Here is a 16,721-nt window from a genome sequence, read left to right as displayed (position 1 = left end):
CCGCGGTGCTGGAGCGGCTGGAGCGCGAGACCGGCAAGGCGCGCGTCGACGTGGTGGGCGAGCTGATGGGGGTCTGCCTCGACCTCGGGTGGCTGGCGCGGCGGGCGCCGCGCTGGCTGCGGCGCCAGCGGGTGAGCACCCGGCCGCTGTTCGGCAAGCGCGGCTACGTCGTCCATCGGCCGCGCGGCGTGGTCGGCATCATCAGCCCGTGGAACGCGCCGCTCAACCTGGCGCTCGGCGACGCGCTGCCGGCGCTGCTGGCCGGCAACGCGGTGATCATCAAGCCGTCGGAGCTGGCGCCGCTGGCGGTGCAGCGCGCCGTCGCGGCGCTGGGCTCGGCGCTGCCGCCGGGCGTGCTGCAGGTGGTGATCGGCGCCGGCGCGACCGGCGCGGCGCTGGTCGATCAGGTCGACCTCGTCTGCGTCACCGGCTCGCCGCAGACCGGGCGGCGGGTGATGGAGCGGGCGGCGCGGCGGCTGACGCCGGTGCTGCTCGAGCTCGGCGGCAAGGATCCGATGATCGTCTGCGCCGACGCCGACCTCGACCGCGCCGCCGCCGGCGCGGCGTGGGGCGGCTGTCTGATGACCGGCCAGGTGTGCATGTCGGTCGAGCGCGTCTACGTCGAGGCGCCGGTCGCCGAGGCGTTCACCGCCAAGCTGGTGGAGCAGGTGCGCGCCCTGCGCACCGGGCCGAACGGGCCGGCGGCGGACATCGACTTCGGTCCGTTCACCAGCCCGCGGCAGATGGAGATCGTCGAGCGCCACGTCGCCGACGCGGTGGCGCGCGGCGCCCGCGTCCTCACCGGCGGCGCCCGCGTCGGCGACGGCACGGCGCCGTGCTACGCGCCGACGGTGCTGGCCGGCGTCGACCACGACATGGCGATCATGCGCGAGGAGACCTTCGGCCCGGTGATTCCGGTGATGGCGGTGGCCGACGTCGAGGAGGCGATCCGCCTCGCCAACGACAGCGCCTACGGGCTCAATGCCTCGGTGTGGACGCGCGACGTGGCGCGCGGCGTCGCCATCGCCGAGCGCCTGGAGACCGGCAACGCCTGCGTCAACGAGTGCGTGCTCTCGGCCGGCGTGCCGGCGCTGCCCTTCGGCGGCGTCAAGCAGAGCGGCGTCGGCACCCGCCACGGCGGCGCCGAGGGCCTGCGCCAGTTCTGCGTCCGCCAGGCGCTGCTGGTCGAGCCGCGCCGCCGCCGCCGCGAGCCGGCGTGGTTTCCCTACTCGCTGCGGCGCGCCCGCCAGATCGAGCGCCTCATGGGCTGGCTGTTCGGCTGAGCGCTCACGGGGCTCCGCGGCGCGCCGGCGGCGCGGCTTCGCAAGCGACCACGCTTTCGCTACAGCAGGCTCGCCGATGACGTTCCCGCCGCTCGACTTCGACGCCTGGCACCGGATGCTGCCCGAGCGCCTGGCGACGCCGGTCGGCCGTCAGGCGACGCGCGACGTGCGCGACGCGCCGCCCTTCGCCTGGCGGCTCGCCGATGGGCGCGCCCGCCGCTTCACGCCGGATGGCGAGACGCTGCGCGTCGACGCCAGCGGCGAGGCGCCGGTCGTCGCCGAGCTCGACGCGGCGGCGTGGCGCGACTTCGTCGACGAGACCGCCACCGCCGCCGGCCTGCTCTACGGCGGCCGGGTGCGTTTCGCCGCCGGCGGCTACGCCGACCTCGAGCGCTGGGAGCCGGCGCTGCGCGCCCTCGCCAGCGGCCGGCCGATCTTCGATCCGGCGGCGCTCGCTCTGCGCGACCCCGCCGGCGGTCCGCTCGACGTCCACCGCGCGTTTCCCGCCGACGGACCGCCGGCGCCGCTGCGCCACTTCCTGCGCGAGGCCGGGTTCGCCCTGGTCAAGGGCGTCTTCACGCCGGCGGAGATCGCGCGCCTGACCGCGATCGTCGAGCGCCGGCAGGCGGCGGCGCGGCCCGGCGACGGACGGTCGTGGTGGGCGACGCGCGGCGACGGGACGCCGGTGCTCTGCCGCCTGATCTACCTCGGGCTCGCCGAGCCGGCGATCGCCGCCCTCGGCGACGACCCGCGCATCCGCCGCCTGCTGGCGCTGAGCGACGAACCGCTGCGCGTCGCCGGCGACCGCAGCGACGGTCATTCGGTGGTGTGCAAGCAGCCGGACGTGGTGGAGGGCCTGTCGGATCTGCCGTGGCATCGCGACTGCGGCCTCGGCGGCCATCCGCTGACCTGTCCGGCGATCAACATCGGCATCCAGCTCGACGCCGCCACCGCGGCCAGCGGACAGCTCCACTTCGCGCCCGGGACGCACCGCGCGTCGTGCCATCGCGCCGATCTGGAGCGGGCGCTGACCGTCGCGGTCGACACCGAGCCCGGCGACTGCACGGTGCACGTCGGCGACGTCATGCACGCGGCGCCGCCGCCGCGCGGGCGCGGTCCCGGCCGGCGCGCGCTCTACCTGAGCTGTCTGCCGGAACGCGCCTTCGCCCACATCCCGGCGGGCAAGAGCTACAACGACACGATCCTGGCGCGGGTCGGCGGCTGACGGCGGGGAGATGGCGATGCGTCCACGGGCGGCGGCGATGCTCACCTTCAACGGCCTCCTGGTGCTGCTCGCGGGGCTGCTCGCCGGCGCGCCGTACGGCGCCGCGCTGGTCGGCGAGTGGGGCGAGGCGGCGGCGCGCGCCTGGAAACTCGCGCACGCCGAGGGGGTGCTCAACGGCCTCATGCTGCTGGCGCTGGCGGGCTGCGCGCCGTCGTTGCCGCTCGGGCGGGCCGGCGAGCGGCTGGTGACCTGGGGCGCCGTGCTGGCGGCTTGGGGCAACGTGCTCGGCGCCACCCTCGGCGCGCTCACCGGGCAGCGCGGCCTGGCGCCGCAGGGACCGGCGGCGAACTGGCTGGTGTTCGTCGCCTTCATGTTCGGCATGTGGGGGGTGCTGGTCGCGGTGCCGGTGGCGGCGTCGGCGGCCTGGCGGCGGGTGCGCGGCGCGCCCGCCGCGTGAGCGCGATGGAGAAGCGCGCCTACGAAGTGGTGATCGTCGGCGGCGGCATCGCCGGCGCCTCCCTCGCATACTTCCTCACCGCCCGCGGCCTGCGCGACGTGCTGCTGCTCGAACGCGAGGCGCAGCCCGGCCACCACTCGACCGGGCGCAGCGCCGCGGTGGCGGTGGAGTGGGATCCGATCCCGGCGCTGCAGGCGCTGAAGACGCAGGGCGCGGCCTTCCTGCGCCAGCCGCCGGCGGACTTCGCGTCCGCGCCGCTGCTGCGCCCGACCGGCATCCTCGTCGTCTGCGAGGAGCCGGTGTGGAGCGCGGTGCGCGCCCAGGTGCCGGCGGTCGTGGCGGGCGGCACGCGGGTCGAGCCGCAGAGCGCCGCCGAGGTGCTGGCGCGGGTTCCGGCGCTCGACCCGGCGCGCGTCGCCGGCGGCGTCTTCCTGCCAGACGACGGCCACATCGAGGTGCACGAGCTGCTGTGGGCCTACCTGCGCGGCGCGGCGCAGCGCGGCGCCGAGCGGGTCTGCGGCGTCACCGTGCGCGGCGTGCGCAGCGCCGGCGGGCGGGTGGCCGGGGTGTCGACCAGCGCCGGCGAGGTCGAGGCGCGCTGGGTGGTGGACGCCGCGGGCGCCTGGGCCGGGGTCGTCGCGGCGCAGGCCGGCGCGTCGCCGATCCCGCTGACGCCCTGCCGGCGCACGATCATCACCTTCGCGGCGCCCGACGGCCTCGCCGTGCGCGACTGGCCGCTGGTCGAGCACGCCTCGCAGCACGTGTACTTCGCGCCCGAGTCGGGCGGGTTGTTCGCCAGCCCGATGGACGAGGAGCCGCTGGCGCCGTGCGACGCGACGCCGGACGAGCTGGCGATCGCCACCGCCGCCGAGCGCGTCGCCTGCGTCGCGCCGCGCCTGGCGCCGCGTCACATCCGGCGCGCCTGGGCCGGGCTGCGCACGTTCTCGCCCGACCGCGTGCTGGTGGTCGGCGAGGATCCGCTGCTGCCCGGCTTCTTCTGGCTGGCCGGGCAGGGCGGCTGCGGCATCGAGACCAGCGGCGCGGTCGGCGCCATCGCCGCCGATCTGCTGCTCGACGGCCGCACCCAACGCTTCGACGCCGGCCTGCTGGCGCCGGGCCGCTTCGCGGCGCCGCGCTGATCGCCGTCGATCGCTCGGGTTGCGGGACCCGTCATCGCCGGCCGCGCCGCGCCCGCATGGCGGCAGGGCGGCTCAGCGGCGGGGGTCGAGCTGGCTCTGCTTCCAGCGCGCCAGTTGCCGGCGCACGTACTGCGGCTCGAGCTCGAGCGCTTCGCTGATGTTCTCGAAGGAGAACAGCCCGTGGCCGTTGGTCGATTCGATCCACGCCGCGGCTTCGGCGAAGAGCTCGCGGCCGGTGCGATCGGTGGCGTGGAGGTGCTTCTGGTAGCACTCGAGGGCGTTGCGCAGGACGGCCAGCATCAGCCGCTTCTCGCTCGAGGCGGCGGCGCCGCGCTTGCTGTCGCCGAAGAAGTCGCTCAGCAGCGCGTCGAGTGCCATCTGCTGGTGCCGCATGTCGCCTGCCCTCCCCTTGTGCCAGCGGCATCGCCGGGCGCGGGGCCCGACGAACCATGCGATGCGATGTGTGCGTTGCGAGGCAACGCCGCGGAGGCCCGGAAGGACCTCCGCGGCGCAATCGTCACAGCTTGACGACGTTGGCTGCCTGCGGACCCTTCTTGCCTTGGGTCACGTCGAACGAGACCTTCTGGCCTTCGTCCAGGCTGCGGTAGCCATCACCAACGATCGCGGTGTGATGGACGAACACGTCGTCGCCATCATCGCGGCTGATGAAGCCGAAGCCCTTGGCAGCGTTGAACCACTTCACAGTTCCCTGAGCCATTGTGCTTCCCTCCTTTCTTGCGAATTCGTCACTACTGGGGAAGCTGCTGGATCTGGAACACGGTGGTGGCTTCGGGGGTCAGGAGACTCCCGGGGTTTCCCGAACTGCCGTCTTTCCCGTTGGGACTGGCATCCTGTGTACGCGAGTCGGGAGGAAAGTACAACCGGCGTCGCGCATCGAAGACGAGATTTCGCGCCCGGCCGCGAGGCGGGTCGCCGCGGGCCGTGGCGCGGCCGCGATTTTGACGGCTCCCCGCACCGGTGGTACGGAAAACCATACATGAAGACGACGCTGATCATCGACGATCGGGTGATGCGGAAGTTGAAGCAGGAGGCGGCGGCGCGGCGACAGACGGTGTCGGCGTTGGTGGAGGCGGCGCTGCGGCAGTACCTGGCGGTCAAGGCCGCGCCGCGCGAGTTGCCGGCGCTGCCGAGCGCCGATCTCGGCGCTCCGCTGGTCGACGTCGCCGATCGCGACGCCCTGTATCAGGCCCTGGAGGGGCGCTGACGGGTGTTGCTCGCCGACACCAACGTCCTCGTCTACGCCGCCAACCGGGGCATGCCCGAGCACGCGCGCTGTCGCGCGCTGCTCGACGGCTGGCGCGCGGCGCCGACGCCGTGGTGCCTGACGTGGGGGATCCTCTACGAGTTCCTGCGGGTGGTCACGCATCGGCGCGTCTTCGCGCGGCCGTGGACGGCGGCCGAGGGGTGGCGCTTCGTCGAGGCGCTGCTGGCGTCGCCGTCGCTGCACATCCTGAGCGAGACCTCGCGTCATGCGGCGCTCGTGCTGCAGACCATGGCCGACGTGCCGCTGCTCAGCGGCAACCTGCTGCACGACGCGCACACGGCGGTGCTGATGCGCGAGCACGGGATCCGGACCATCTACACGCGCGATACCGATTTCCACCGCTTTCCGTTCCTCGAGGTGATCGATCCCCTGCGGGCGTGACGCCGCCCGCGGTGGTCAGGCCGCCGCCTCCAGGACCCGCCGTTCGGCGGCCGGCCACACCGATTGCAGGATGCCGACCATGCGGTCGACGTCGGCGCGGGTGCTGATCAACGGCGGCGACAGGGCGACGCACTGGAACATGGCGCGGGCGATGAGGCCGCGCTGGTAGGCGTCGTGCACGATGTCGTGCGGATCCTCGAAGTTGGGGAACGGCTCCTTGGTCGCCTGGTCGCGCACCACCTCGATCGCCGCCAGCAGGCCCTGGCCGCGGATCTCGCCGACGATCGGCGAGCGGCCGAAGGCGTCGCGCAACCGGTCGAGCAGGTAGGCGCCGACGACGCGCGCGTTCTCGACCAGCTCCTCGCCCTCGATGATGTCGAGGTTGGCGAGGGCGGCGGCGCAGCACGTCGGATGGTTGTTGTAGGTGAGGCCGAACATCATCGGCAGGCCGTCCGGCATCTCGTCGCGGATGGTGCGGTAGACGCGGTCGGTGATCACCGACGCCGACAGCGGCAGATAGCCGGACGAGAGGCCCTTGGCGAAGGACACCATGTCGGGGTGGATGTCCCAGAGCTGCATGCCGAACCACTCCCCCATGCGGCCGAAGCCGGTGACCACCTCGTCGAGGATGAGCAGGACGTCGTGCCGGCGGCAGATCTCCTGGATCGGCGCGAAGTAGTCGGGCGGGGGGACCAGGACGCCGCCGGTGCCCATCACCGGCTCGATGATCAGCGCCGCGATGGTGTCGGCGCCCTCGCGTTGGATGGTCGCCTCGAGATCGTGCGCGCACGGCACGCCGCAGTCCGGGCGGGTGCGGCCGAACTCGCAGCGGTAGCAGTAGGGCGGAGCGAAGTAGGCGTGCGCGGCGTCCTGCTCGATCAGCGCGTGGTAGGCGAGGATGCCGGTGGCGCTGCCGGCGGCGCGGGTGGCGCCGTGGAAGGCCCAGCGGCGGGAGAGGATCTTGCGCTTCTCGGGCCGGCCGCGCACCGCGTGGTAGAGGCGGGCGAACTTGAAGTTGGCTTCGTTGGCCTCGCTGCCGCCGCTGTTGAACAGCACGTGGGTGAGCTGGCGGTCGGCGGGCAGCAGGCCGACCAGGCGCTCGGCGAGGCGGGTCGCCGGCTCGTTCCCGAAGTCCCAGAAGCTCGGGTAGTACGCGAGCTGGCGCATCTGCGCCTGCACCGCGTCGGCGATCTCGCCGCGACCGTGGCCGACGTTGATGTTGAACAGGCCGGAGAAGCCGTCGATCACCCGCCGCCCGTCGGCGAGCTCGAGCTCGATGCCCTGGCCGCCGACGACGAGCTGCGCGCCGTCGGCCTCGTGCTTCTTGAATTCGGTGATCGGGTGGATGACGTGCGCGCGGTCGAGCCGCAGCAGCTCGGCGATCTCGGCGGCGGAACGGGGCATGGGTGGGGTCCTCCGGCACTGCGCTTAGCGCGAGTCGGGCGCGGCGCCAAGGACGGGACGCGGTGGGCATCGGCGTCCTTCACGGCGTGTCACGGCTGCGCTACAGGGCTCGAAACATGACGTGGCGGACGCAGTTGTGGGCGCGCAAGTCGGTCGAGGTGCTGCTGGCGGAGATGGCGGGCGAGCACCGGCTGCGGCGCTGCCTCGGGCCGGTGAGCCTGACGGCGCTCGGCGTCGGCGCCATCATCGGCGCCGGCATCTTCGTGCTCACCGGGCTGGCGGCGCGCGACTACGCCGGGCCGGGCCTGGTGCTGTCGTTCACCGTCGCCGGCATCGGCTGCGCCCTGGCGGCGCTCTGCTACGCGGAGTTCGCCTCGACGGTGCCGGTCGCCGGCAGCGCCTACACCTACGCCTACGCGACGCTGGGCGAGCTGTTCGCCTGGATCATCGGCTGGGACCTGGTGCTGGAGTACGCCGTCGCCTCGAGCACGGTGGCGCACGGCTGGTCGCACTACCTCGACACCTTCCTCAACCTGTTCGGGATCGCCATCCCGCCGGCGTGGATCAACAACCCGTTCGACTACGATCCCGCCGCCGGGCGGTGGCTGGTCACCGGCGCCTACGGCAACCTGCCGGCGGCGCTGGCGGTGCTGGCGATCACCGCCGTGCTGGTGATCGGCATCCGCGAGAGCGCCCGCTTCAACGCCGCCATGGTGATCCTCAAGGTGGCGGTGGTGCTGTTCGTGATCGCCGTCGGCGCCACCTACGTCGACACCGCGAACTGGCACCCCTACCTGCCGTTCGGCCTCGGCGGCGTGCTGCAGGGCTCGGCGTACGTCTTCTTCGCCTACATCGGCTTCGACGCCGTCTCGACCCACGCCGAGGAGGCGATCGATCCGCAGCGCGACATTCCGATCGGTATCCTCGCCTCGCTCGCCTTCTGCACCGTGCTCTACATCCTGGTCGCCGCGGTGCTCACCGGCATGGTTCCCTATCCGGAGATCGACATCCACGCCCCGGTGGCCGAGGCCTTCGCCCGCCAGGGGATGGGGATCGCGGTGCTGTTCATCTCCACCGGCGCGCTGGTCGGCATCACCAGCGTGCTGCTGGTGCTGATGCTGAGCGGCTCGCGGGTGCTGCTGGCGATGGCGCGCGACGGTCTCATCTCGCGCCGGGTCTTCGCCGCCGTGCACCCGCGCTTCCAGACGCCGCACCTGGCGACCCTCGTGCTCGGCCTGGCGGTGGCGGTGCTGGCGGCGCTCTTTCCGCTCAAGCTGCTCGCCGACCTGGTGAACATCGGCACCCTGCTCGCCTTCATCGTCGTCTGCGTCGCGGTGATCATCATGCGCCGCACCCATCCCGAGCTGCCGCGGCCGTTCCGCACCCCCTGGGTGCCGGTGATCCCGGCGCTCGGTATCGCGGTCAACCTGGCGATGATGCTCGCCCTCGGCTGGCACAACTGGCTGCGCCTCTTCGTCTGGCTCGCCATCGGGCTGGTGATCTACGCCGCCTACGGGCGCAAGCGCAGCGTGCTGGCGCTGTCGCGGGAGCTGCAACTCGGCGGCGCCTCGCCGGGCGGCCGCCCCGTCGAGCGCTGATCCACGCCGCCGGATGAGCGACCCGCAGGGCTACACGGCGCCCGGCTTCGCGGCGGTGCGCGAGGCCTTCGCCGACAACTTCGCGCGCCACGGCGAGTCCGGCGCCGCCTGCTGCGTCTACCGCGACGGCCGCGTCGTCGTCGACCTGTGGGCCGGGGTCGCCGATCACGCCACCGGCCGGCCGTGGCGGATGGACACGCCGGTGATCGTCTTCTCCGTCAGCAAGGGATTCACCGCCGCCGCCGTGCACCTGCTGGTCGAACGCGGGGCGCTCGATCTCGACGCGCCGGTGGCGCGCTACTGGCCGGCGTTCGCGGCCAACGGCAAGGGGGACATTCCCCTGCGCTGGGTGCTGGCGCACCGCGCCGGGCTGGCGGCGGTCGACGGCGCGCTGACGCTCGACGAGGTGCTGGCGTGGGATCCGGTGGTGCGCGCCATCGCGGCGCAGGCGCCCAATTGGCCGCCCGGGAGCGGGCACGGCTACCACGCGCGCACCTTCGGCTGGATCCTCGGCGAGGTCATTCGCCGCGTCACCGGCCGCAGCCCCGGGCGCTTCATCGCCGAGGCGATCAGCGGACCGCTCGGGCTCGAATTCTGGATCGGCCTGCCGGCGCCGCTGATGGCGCGGCGGGCGCGCCTGCGGCCCCCGGCCGCCGGCCTGCCGTCGCTGAGCGAGATGCTCGGCGCCGATTCGCTCACCGCGCGGGTGATGAACGGGCCGAGCGGGCTCTTCGGCTACGACGAGATGTGGAACCGCGCCGAGATCCTGGCCGCCGAGATGCCGTCGTCGAACGGCGTCGGCACGGCGCGGGCGCTGGCGCGGTTCTACGCGGCGCTGATCGGCGAGCTGGAGGGCCGCCGCCTGCTGCGGCCGGAGACGGTGGCGCGCGCGACCGAGGTGCAGTCGCAGGGCGCCGACCTGGTGCTGATGCTGTCGAGCTGCTTCGGCCTCGGCTTCATGCTGCAGCCGACGATCGCGCCGGACGGCGGCCGGCGCTGCTTCGGCCACGCCGGCGCCGGCGGCTCGACGGCGTTCGCCGACCCGGAGGCCGGCCTCGCCTTCGGCTACGTGACCTCGCAGTTGCAGTTCGACCTCGCCGGCGATCCGCGCAGCCGCGCACTGGTGCGGGCGGTGTACGCGTCGCTGTAGGGCGCCCGGCGCGGCGCCGGCGCTGCGGCCCAATCGACAGGTCGACCTCGGCCGGAGCGGTGCCGCCCGCCGCGGCGCGCCGCGCCGCGGAGATGGGGCCCTCGACCCGGAGACCGGCGTCGGCGAGCACGGCCGCACACCGTCGGGGCGGGCTGGCGCCAAGCCGCTCCGTTCGTCGGTGTCCCTCCGCGCCGCCGCGCGGTCAGTCGAGCGCGAGCTCGAGGTAGGCGCGTCGGCCGATGCGGCCGAACAGCCACGACACGCCGTCGAGGATCCACATCTGCCAGCCGTACTTCTCGACCAGCGCGGCGTGGGCGCGCTCGATCAGCGCCGCGTCCGCGACCACCCGCCCCGTGCCGTCGAGCCATTCGCCGGTGACCGTGCCGCGGACGGTGCAGGGGGCGACGCGCACGCGCTTGCTGGCGCGCAGGCGCTTGACCTTCGCCGACGTCCCGTCGGTGACGACGTAGAGGCGCCGGTCGATGGTCGCGAACCACACCGGCGTGCGCACGCCGGCGCCGGTGCGGCGAAAGGTCTCGAGGCTGATGTACGACTCGGGCTCCAGCCGGGCGGGGGCGCGTTTCGACATGGCGCCTCAGGTCGGGGTCGGCGTCTGGGTGAGGGTCGGCGGCGGCGTCGGCGTGCAGGGCAGTGGCGTCGCCTCGCAACTGGTCGGCACGGCGAGCACGGTGGCGAGCGTGTTGTTGCTCTCGTCCTCTTCCACGACGTCGTTTCCGGGGTCGACGGCGATCTCGGGAGCGGGCACGAGCGGCATCTCGATGCATTCCTGGGTGCCGGCGGGCAGCGGCGGCGCGAAGCCCGTGCCGCCGCCGGTCTGCTCGACGACCACGAAGCCGGGACTGTCGCTGGCGCCCTGGTTCGCCACGCACACCTGCATGAACCGCGTCTCCTGTGCCATGTCGTAGCAGGTCGGACGGAGGCAGCGCGAGAAGGCGATCTCGAGGGGCGCGAGGTCCGGCAAGCGGCAGCCGGTGAGCGCCCGTTGCACGGCGGCGATCAGCTCCTCGATGCTGACGCTGCCGTCGAGCGAGGCGTCGATGCTCCAGCAGAGCGACGCGTCGGCGAGTCCGAGGGCGATGCGGATGCCGCGCAACAGCTCGTCGATGGTGACCACGCCGTCGCGGTTGCAGTCGCCGACGCACGGCGCCGGTCCGTAGGCGGTCATGAATTCGGCGCTGGCGATCTCGCGCTCGCCGAGCGTGGCGCGCAGCAGGTGTCCGGCGTCGGGCGGCGCATCGAGAGGCACGGTCACGGTCGCGCGGTAGACCCCGGACGCGTCCGCCGTCGCCTCGGCCAGCGGCTGGTCGTCGAACCAGATGGTCACCGCGTTGCCGCGCGCCGCGTCGCAGCGGCCGCTGGCATCGACCAGGGCGCCGGGCGCGCCCTGGCGGATCGACAGCCGCAGGTCCGCCGGGCAGTCGTCGCGGCAGAGATCGAGCGCGACGTCGCCGCTGGCGTCGACGAAGACATCCCGATCCGGATAGCAGGGGATCAGCGGGCAGTTGGGAGCGACGCTCAGGATGTAGTGGCCGTAGGTCAGGTCGGCGAAGGCGAAGCGGCCGTCGGTGCCGGTGCGCGCCGCGGGCGCGACGGCCGGCGAGATCGATACCGTGGCGCCGGCCAGGTCGCCGGCGCAACCGGGCCCGGCGGCGACGTGGCCGGCGACGGTGAAGAGGCCGGGCGGCGTCGGCGGAACGTAGGGCGTGCCGGTGGGCGTCGGCAGCGCCACCCCGGCGAACGCGGCGCCGGCGGCTGCGATCGCGGCGGCGATTGCGAGGCAGCTTCGACCAAACAACATTAGTTAGTCCCCCTTTCGCTCGAGGAGATGCGGGGCGCAAGCGCTTTGCTGCCGGGATGCGGGCGGTTCGAGGCGCACCCATCCCATCGGCCGAGCGCGCCGGGTGCCCCGGCGAGGGGCTCCTGAAAGCGGCGCGCGTTCGCGCTAGGGCTGGCCGATTCCATGATCCGCCTCGACCAGATCAGCAAGCAGCACGGCCGCCAGATCCTCTTCGTCGAAGCCGAGGCGGCGGTGCACCGGGGCGAGAAGATCGGTCTGGTCGGGCCCAACGGCGCCGGCAAGTCGACCGTCTTCCGCCTCATCACCGGCGCCGAGCATCCCGACGACGGCCAGGTCTCGATCGACCGCGGCGTGACCATCGGCCATTTCGACCAGGACGTCGGCGAGATGGCGGGCCGACCGGCGGTGGTCGAGGTGATGGAAGGCGCCGGTCCGGTCTCCGCGGTGGCCGCCGAGTTGGCGGCGCTGGCGCAGGCGATGGCCGATCCGGCGCGCGGCGACGAGATGGACGCGCTGATCGCGCGCTTCGGCGACGCGCAGGCCCGCTTCGAGGCGCTCGACGGCTATGCCCTGGAGGCGCGGGCGCGCGAGATCCTCGCCGGCCTCGGCTTCAGCCAGGAGATGATGGACGGCGACGTCGGCGCGCTCTCCGGCGGGTGGAAGATGCGGGTGGCGCTGGCGCGCATCCTCCTCATGCGCCCGAGCGCCATGCTGCTCGACGAGCCGTCGAACCATCTCGATCTCGAGTCGCTGATCTGGCTCGAGCGCTTCCTCGCCGACTACGACGGCGCCCTGGTGATGACCTCGCACGACCGCGAGTTCATGAACCGCGTGGTCGACCGCATCCTCGAGATCGACGGCGGCAGCCTCACCACCTATGGCGGCGACTACGACTTCTACGAAGCGCAGCGCGCGCAGCAGGAGGCGCAGGCCGAGGCGGCCTACCAGCGGCAGCAGGCCAAACTGGCCAAGGAGATGCGCTTCATCGAGCGCTTCAAGGCGCAGGCGGCGAAGGCGGCGCAGGTGCAGTCGCGGGTCAAGCAGCTCGACAAGATCGAGAAGCTCGAGCCGCCGAAGCGGCGCAGCACGCTGGTGTTCAATTTCCCGCCCTGTCCGCGCTCGGGCGACGAGGTGGTGAAGATCGCCGGGGTGCGCAAGGCGTACGGCGCGCGCGTCGTCTACGACGGGTTCGACCTGCTCGTCCGGCGCGGCGAGCGCTGGGCGGTGATGGGGGTCAACGGCGCCGGCAAGTCGACGCTGCTCAAGCTGGTGGTGGGCGAGAGCGCCTCCGACGCCGGCACGGTGACGCTCGGCGCCAACGTCCGCCTCGGCTACTTCGCGCAGCACGCCATGGAGGTGCTCGACCCGCAGGGCACGGTGCTGGAGACCCTGGAGCGCGCCTTCCCGGCCGCCAGCGGCGGCGCGCTGCGGGCGCTCGCCGGCTGCTTCGGCTTCTCCGGCGACGACGTCGACAAGCGCTGCCGGGTGCTCTCCGGGGGCGAGAAGGCGCGCCTGGTGATCGCCCGCATCCTCTACGACCGCCCCAACTTCCTCGTTCTCGACGAGCCCACCAACCACCTCGACATGGCGACCAAGGACATGCTGGTGCGCGCCCTGGCGGACTACGAGGGCACGATGCTCTTCGTCTCGCACGACCGCCGCTTCCTCGCCCAGCTCTCCAACCGCGTGCTCGAGCTGACCGCCGACGGCGTCATCCCGTACGGCGGCGGCTACCTGGAGTACGTCGCCGCCAGTGGCCACGAGGCGCCGGGCCTGCGCTGACGGCCGCCGGTCAGGCGCCGAGGGCGTGGCGCAGCGCCGGCTCGAGCATGACGGCGTGCGAGACGCCGACGCTGGCGAAGACCCGCGGGTGGGCGGCCAGCGCCGCCCGCAGGCGCGCGAGCATGTGGATGTCGCGCCGGCGATTGGAGAGGCGGGCGATGCGCTGCGTCGGCAGCTCGTCGCCCATCGGATCGGTGTCGCGCGCCGTCACCGCCCGCGGCGCGAGCCGCCGGCCGAGCAGGCGGGCGTGCTCGCGCTCGACCAGCGGCCAGCTCACGGTCAGCCCGAGCGGCGGCCCGATGAGGGCGAAGAAGTCGGCGAAGTAGGCATCGAAGTCGAGGCGCGCCGTCTTGCGGTTGAAGGACGCGAGCTGTCGCACCACCAGGTAGACCAGCACCTCGCCGCGGCTGAGCTCGCCGCACAGCAGGCGCGCCTCCTCGGGCAGCGGGATGTCGAGGCTCGCGCTGGCGATGCCGGCGCGCGCTGCGAGGTGCCGCACCAGTCCGGCCTCGCCGTGGCGGCGAATGGCGATCTCGCGCTCCGGCTCGACCGCCGGCGGCGTCCCCTCGTGCAGCGCGATGGTGGGCGCCAGCGCCGCGAAGGCGGCGGCGAGCTGCGCGAACATCGGGTCGCCGGGATCCGAGCTGTGGCGGCCGCCGAACAGCAGCAGGCGGCGCCCGTCGCCGGCGAGATCGACCACGTACGGCGTCGCATGCCGCCGCGCGGCGTACTCGGCGAAGCTGAGGATGTGGTCGGCGGCCGCCATGCGCGATCGGTGCTCGTGGTCGGGCGTCCGTGCGAGCACCGCCAGGTGTTCTGGCCCGTGTGGCGCGGCGAGCACAAGTGCCGACCCCGACGCGCGACCGTCGGGACGACCGCGGCAACGCCGCGACCACCGGCTACGCGGCGGCGGCCCAGGCGACGTCGGCGTAGCGCCGGTAGCGGAGGCCGGTCTCGGTCAGCCGCAGGACGAACGGATTCCCGGGACGACGATCGGGCAGGACGACCAGGTAATCCGCCGGCATGCCGAGGACCAGCTCCGCGAAGCGCGCCGCGGCGTCGGCCGCGGTCGCGTCGGGCAGCGTCTCGGCGCGCGGGCAGCGGTCGGGCACTGGCACCATCTGGCCGTTGCCGTACACGACGCTCACCGCCGAGCCGTCGCGCCGCAGCACCACCGTCTCGACCTTGTAGCGCTGGCGGCAGTCGGCGATCAGGCGCAGCAGGCGCTGCTCGGCGTCCGACAGATGACGGGCGCGCAGCGCGATGCGGTCGAGCTCCTGGCGCGACAGCAGCCGCGCCGCCGGCCAGCCCAGCGGACTGAGTCGCCGCGCCTCGCCGTCGCGCTCGATCAGCCCGGCGCGCTCGAGCTCGGCCAGCGCCTGGCGGTAGCGCTGAGTCACGGCGCGGTCGGTCGGGTCGTAGAACTCGCGATCGTCGTCCGGGCCGGCGCCCGCGGCCACCACCGCCGGACCGGCGATCCGCGGCACCAGCCGGAACTCGCCCCGCGACGACACCGCCGCCAGCAGCTCGCGCGCCGATGCGGTCATCGCATCGAGGCGCACCGCCCTGAGCGGCGGCGGCGGGGGCGCCGGGCGGGCGACCAGGCGCAGCGCCGGCAGATGTTCGCGATACGCGGCATGGCACAGCAGCGCGATCACGGTGAGCAGCGGCAGGGTGAGCAGCGTCAGCACGCCGTGCTCGGTGCTCCACGCGGCGAGGCGCGCCCACGGCGCGGCGTCGCCGCCGGTCATGCCGAGCGCGCCCGCGATGCGCAGCCCGCTGCCGGGCAGCGACGCGATGAGCAGGGTCCGCCAGTTGTCCTCCAGTACCTGCATCGGGTGCGGGCGCCGCGTCATCTCCACCTCTTCCTCCTCGCCGCGGGCGTCGTGGTCCGCGGCTGCGTCCGCGACAAGGCAATTCCCGTGCCGCGCGCGCGGCGCGCCGGCCGGTGTCGCGCGCCGCGGCGTGGGCGCGAAACGGCATCGCTGCCGATGGCGGCGTGGGCGCAGCGCGTCCGCGCCGCCTGCGACCTGTCCCGGGGGCTGCCGTCGACCCTGCCATGCGCGGCGCCCGGAGGCGCCGCGGCGCCCATCGGACACCGCGGCATCCGCTGTGCGGGGAAGTCCCAATTGCGCTCCGCGGCGAAACCTTGCAGAAGGCGCGCGGGGATCATGGCGCATCAGGGCAGGGAGTCGATGTGTCGGGGACCGACGTCGATCGAGGTCTCGGCGTCTCCGTGCGCCGTCGTCGGGGGGAGCGGATGGATCCGCAGCGGGCCAGCATGACGGCCTTGGCGGCGTCGCTGATGCGCGCCGTGCACACCCGGTGCGATCGGCCGCCGCTGCTCGACGATCCCTACGGCGACCGGCTGCTGGCCGAGACCGAGCGCCCGTTCGTCCTCGAGCGCCTGCTGCTGGCGCTGCCCGAGGACCGCCGCGCCGCGATCGCGGCGATCGCCGACCGGGCGCATGCCCTCGATCGCGCCGTCCAGTCCCATCCGGCATACGGCGGCATCGTCGTCCGCGCCCGCTGGGCCGAGGACGCGACCCTCGCCGGCCTGGCGCGCGGCATCGGCCAGTACATCGCCGTCGCCGCTGGGATGGACACCTTCGCCTGCCGCCATCCCGAGCTCGGCGAGCGGGTGCGGATGATCGAGATCGATCATCCGGCGACCCAGGCGCTGAAGCGCCAGCGCTTCGCGCTCGCCGGCATCGCCATGCCGCCGGCCGTGCGGCTCATCGCCGCCGACCTGGATCGTCGGCCGCTGCGCGAGGTGCTCGGCGAGGCCGCATACGACCGCGCCGCGCCGGTGCTGTTCACCGTCCTCGGCCTCACCCAGTACCGTTCGCGCGAGGCCAACCTGGCGCTGTTCGGCGACCTCGCGGCGCACGGCGGTGCCGGCAGCGAGGTGCTGTTCGACTACCTCGACCTCGATGCCTTCGACGCCGGCCGCGCCTCGGCCGACCTGGAGCGTCTGCGGCGGGAGCGCGCCCAGACCGATGAGCCGTGGGTTTCCGGCTTCGATCCCCGCCGGCTGCCCGCCGCCCTGGCGGGACTCGGCCTCGAGCTGGTCGAGGACCTCGACTCCGCCGCCCTGGCGGCGCGCTACTGCCGCGGCCGGAGCGATGGGCTGCAGGTCCCCGCCCACATGCACGTCGCCCGCGCGGCGCTGCGGGCGGCGCGCTGAGGAGAGAGGAC

General features: G+C 73.8%; 17 protein-coding genes. 10 read left to right on the top strand and 7 right to left on the bottom strand.

Going from position 1 to position 16,721, the window contains the following annotated elements:
• From KF840_19880 to KF840_19865, 4 genes are all read left to right on the top strand, one after another.
• Window positions 1–1,283, top strand: a 1,283-nt coding sequence (locus KF840_19880) for an aldehyde dehydrogenase family protein (protein MBX3027166.1), incomplete at its 5' end; no start/stop codon positions are given.
• Between the two features lie 76 nt (window positions 1,284–1,359).
• The gene (locus KF840_19875) at window positions 1,360–2,508 is read left to right on the top strand and encodes a phytanoyl-CoA dioxygenase family protein (GenBank protein ID MBX3027165.1); all 1,149 of its coding nucleotides are present in this window, start codon (window positions 1,360–1,362) and stop codon (window positions 2,506–2,508) included.
• Window positions 2,509–2,524: 16 nt separating this feature from the next.
• The gene (locus tag KF840_19870) at window positions 2,525–2,965 is read left to right on the top strand and encodes a hypothetical protein (GenBank protein ID MBX3027164.1); all 441 of its coding nucleotides are present in this window, start codon (window positions 2,525–2,527) and stop codon (window positions 2,963–2,965) included.
• Between the two features lie 5 nt (window positions 2,966–2,970).
• Window positions 2,971–4,104: an FAD-binding oxidoreductase gene (locus KF840_19865; GenBank protein MBX3027163.1), complete on the top strand. Its 1,134-nt coding sequence runs from the start codon at window positions 2,971–2,973 to the stop codon at window positions 4,102–4,104.
• 72 nt (window positions 4,105–4,176) lie between these two features.
• Here KF840_19865 and KF840_19860 read toward each other — a convergent pair whose 3' ends face one another.
• On the bottom strand, window positions 4,177–4,497 hold the full coding sequence (locus KF840_19860) for a hypothetical protein (GenBank protein MBX3027162.1): 321 nt from the start codon (window positions 4,495–4,497) through the stop codon (window positions 4,177–4,179).
• A gap of 124 nt (window positions 4,498–4,621) precedes the next feature.
• Entirely contained in the window at window positions 4,622–4,822 is a 201-nt protein-coding gene (locus KF840_19855) for a cold-shock protein (GenBank protein MBX3027161.1), read from the bottom strand.
• Between the two features lie 279 nt (window positions 4,823–5,101).
• Here KF840_19855 and KF840_19850 point away from each other — a divergent pair, with 279 nt between their 5' ends.
• Both KF840_19850 and KF840_19845 read left to right on the top strand, forming a co-directional pair.
• Complete coding sequence (locus KF840_19850; protein MBX3027160.1) at window positions 5,102–5,329, top strand: ribbon-helix-helix protein, CopG family; 228 nt, start codon at window positions 5,102–5,104, stop codon at window positions 5,327–5,329.
• 3 nt (window positions 5,330–5,332) lie between these two features.
• Entirely contained in the window at window positions 5,333–5,770 is a 438-nt protein-coding gene (locus KF840_19845) for a PIN domain-containing protein (GenBank protein ID MBX3027159.1), read from the top strand.
• Between the two features lie 15 nt (window positions 5,771–5,785).
• Here the strand turns inward: KF840_19845 and KF840_19840 are convergent, their stop codons facing one another.
• Complete coding sequence (locus KF840_19840) at window positions 5,786–7,174, bottom strand: aspartate aminotransferase family protein (GenBank protein ID MBX3027158.1); 1,389 nt, start codon at window positions 7,172–7,174, stop codon at window positions 5,786–5,788.
• A 116-nt stretch (window positions 7,175–7,290) separates the two neighbouring features.
• Here KF840_19840 and KF840_19835 point away from each other — a divergent pair, with 116 nt between their 5' ends.
• Together KF840_19835 and KF840_19830 are read left to right on the top strand one after the other, a co-directional pair.
• Entirely contained in the window at window positions 7,291–8,772 is a 1,482-nt protein-coding gene (locus tag KF840_19835; GenBank protein MBX3027157.1) for an amino acid permease, read from the top strand.
• 13 nt (window positions 8,773–8,785) lie between these two features.
• The gene (locus KF840_19830; protein ID MBX3027156.1) at window positions 8,786–9,922 is read left to right on the top strand and encodes a beta-lactamase family protein; all 1,137 of its coding nucleotides are present in this window, start codon (window positions 8,786–8,788) and stop codon (window positions 9,920–9,922) included.
• 202 nt (window positions 9,923–10,124) lie between these two features.
• On the opposite strand, the gene KF840_19825 is transcribed toward KF840_19830, so the two are convergent.
• Window positions 10,125–10,511: a PPOX class F420-dependent oxidoreductase gene (locus tag KF840_19825; protein MBX3027155.1), complete on the bottom strand. Its 387-nt coding sequence runs from the start codon at window positions 10,509–10,511 to the stop codon at window positions 10,125–10,127.
• 6 nt (window positions 10,512–10,517) lie between these two features.
• Window positions 10,518–11,741 carry a hypothetical protein gene (locus KF840_19820; protein MBX3027154.1) on the bottom strand — a complete coding sequence of 408 codons (1,224 nt, stop codon included), beginning with the start codon at window positions 11,739–11,741 and terminating at the stop codon, window positions 10,518–10,520.
• A gap of 162 nt (window positions 11,742–11,903) precedes the next feature.
• Here KF840_19820 and KF840_19815 point away from each other — a divergent pair, with 162 nt between their 5' ends.
• The gene (locus KF840_19815; GenBank protein MBX3027153.1) at window positions 11,904–13,523 is read left to right on the top strand and encodes an ABC-F family ATP-binding cassette domain-containing protein; all 1,620 of its coding nucleotides are present in this window, start codon (window positions 11,904–11,906) and stop codon (window positions 13,521–13,523) included.
• 10 nt (window positions 13,524–13,533) lie between these two features.
• Here KF840_19815 and KF840_19810 read toward each other — a convergent pair whose 3' ends face one another.
• A complete protein-coding gene (locus KF840_19810) occupies window positions 13,534–14,289 on the bottom strand; it encodes a hypothetical protein (GenBank protein MBX3027152.1) in 756 nt (251 codons plus the stop codon).
• A gap of 133 nt (window positions 14,290–14,422) precedes the next feature.
• The gene (locus KF840_19805) at window positions 14,423–15,379 is read right to left on the bottom strand and encodes a hypothetical protein (GenBank protein MBX3027151.1); all 957 of its coding nucleotides are present in this window, start codon (window positions 15,377–15,379) and stop codon (window positions 14,423–14,425) included.
• Window positions 15,380–15,783: 404 nt separating this feature from the next.
• Here KF840_19805 and KF840_19800 point away from each other — a divergent pair, with 404 nt between their 5' ends.
• Window positions 15,784–16,710, top strand: a complete 927-nt coding sequence (locus KF840_19800; GenBank protein MBX3027150.1) for a class I SAM-dependent methyltransferase — start codon at window positions 15,784–15,786, stop codon at window positions 16,708–16,710.
• Window positions 16,711–16,721: the final 11 nt, after the last annotated feature.

It is taken from the genome of bacterium, from assembly GCA_019637795.1.
Taxonomy (GTDB): Bacteria; Desulfobacterota; Binatia; order HRBIN30; family CADEER01; genus JAHBUY01.
Note: the sequence above shows the minus strand (reverse complement) of the source record. Positions and strands in the feature narration are given on the sequence as shown.

Excerpts from the sequence above, each read along its gene's own strand:
- KF840_19870 (MBX3027164.1), top strand. The coding sequence starts at position 2,525 with ATGCGTCCACGGGCGGCGGCGATGCTCACCTTCAACGGCCTCCTGGTG.
- KF840_19860 (MBX3027162.1), bottom strand. The coding sequence starts at position 4,497 with ATGCGGCACCAGCAGATGGCACTCGACGCGCTGCTGAGCGACTTCTTC.
- KF840_19875 (MBX3027165.1), top strand. The coding sequence starts at position 1,360 with ATGACGTTCCCGCCGCTCGACTTCGACGCCTGGCACCGGATGCTGCCC.
- KF840_19815 (MBX3027153.1), top strand. The coding sequence starts at position 11,904 with ATGATCCGCCTCGACCAGATCAGCAAGCAGCACGGCCGCCAGATCCTC.
- KF840_19810 (MBX3027152.1), bottom strand. The coding sequence starts at position 14,289 with ATGGCGGCCGCCGACCACATCCTCAGCTTCGCCGAGTACGCCGCGCGG.
- KF840_19835 (MBX3027157.1), top strand. The coding sequence starts at position 7,291 with ATGACGTGGCGGACGCAGTTGTGGGCGCGCAAGTCGGTCGAGGTGCTG.
- KF840_19840 (MBX3027158.1), bottom strand. The coding sequence starts at position 7,174 with ATGCCCCGTTCCGCCGCCGAGATCGCCGAGCTGCTGCGGCTCGACCGC.
- KF840_19820 (MBX3027154.1), bottom strand. The coding sequence starts at position 11,741 with ATGTTGTTTGGTCGAAGCTGCCTCGCAATCGCCGCCGCGATCGCAGCC.
- KF840_19805 (MBX3027151.1), bottom strand. The coding sequence starts at position 15,379 with ATGACGCGGCGCCCGCACCCGATGCAGGTACTGGAGGACAACTGGCGG.
- KF840_19825 (MBX3027155.1), bottom strand. The coding sequence starts at position 10,511 with ATGTCGAAACGCGCCCCCGCCCGGCTGGAGCCCGAGTCGTACATCAGC.
- KF840_19800 (MBX3027150.1), top strand. The coding sequence starts at position 15,784 with ATGGATCCGCAGCGGGCCAGCATGACGGCCTTGGCGGCGTCGCTGATG.
- KF840_19855 (MBX3027161.1), bottom strand. The coding sequence starts at position 4,822 with ATGGCTCAGGGAACTGTGAAGTGGTTCAACGCTGCCAAGGGCTTCGGC.
- KF840_19865 (MBX3027163.1), top strand. The coding sequence starts at position 2,971 with ATGGAGAAGCGCGCCTACGAAGTGGTGATCGTCGGCGGCGGCATCGCC.
- KF840_19830 (MBX3027156.1), top strand. The coding sequence starts at position 8,786 with ATGAGCGACCCGCAGGGCTACACGGCGCCCGGCTTCGCGGCGGTGCGC.
- KF840_19850 (MBX3027160.1), top strand. The coding sequence starts at position 5,102 with ATGAAGACGACGCTGATCATCGACGATCGGGTGATGCGGAAGTTGAAG.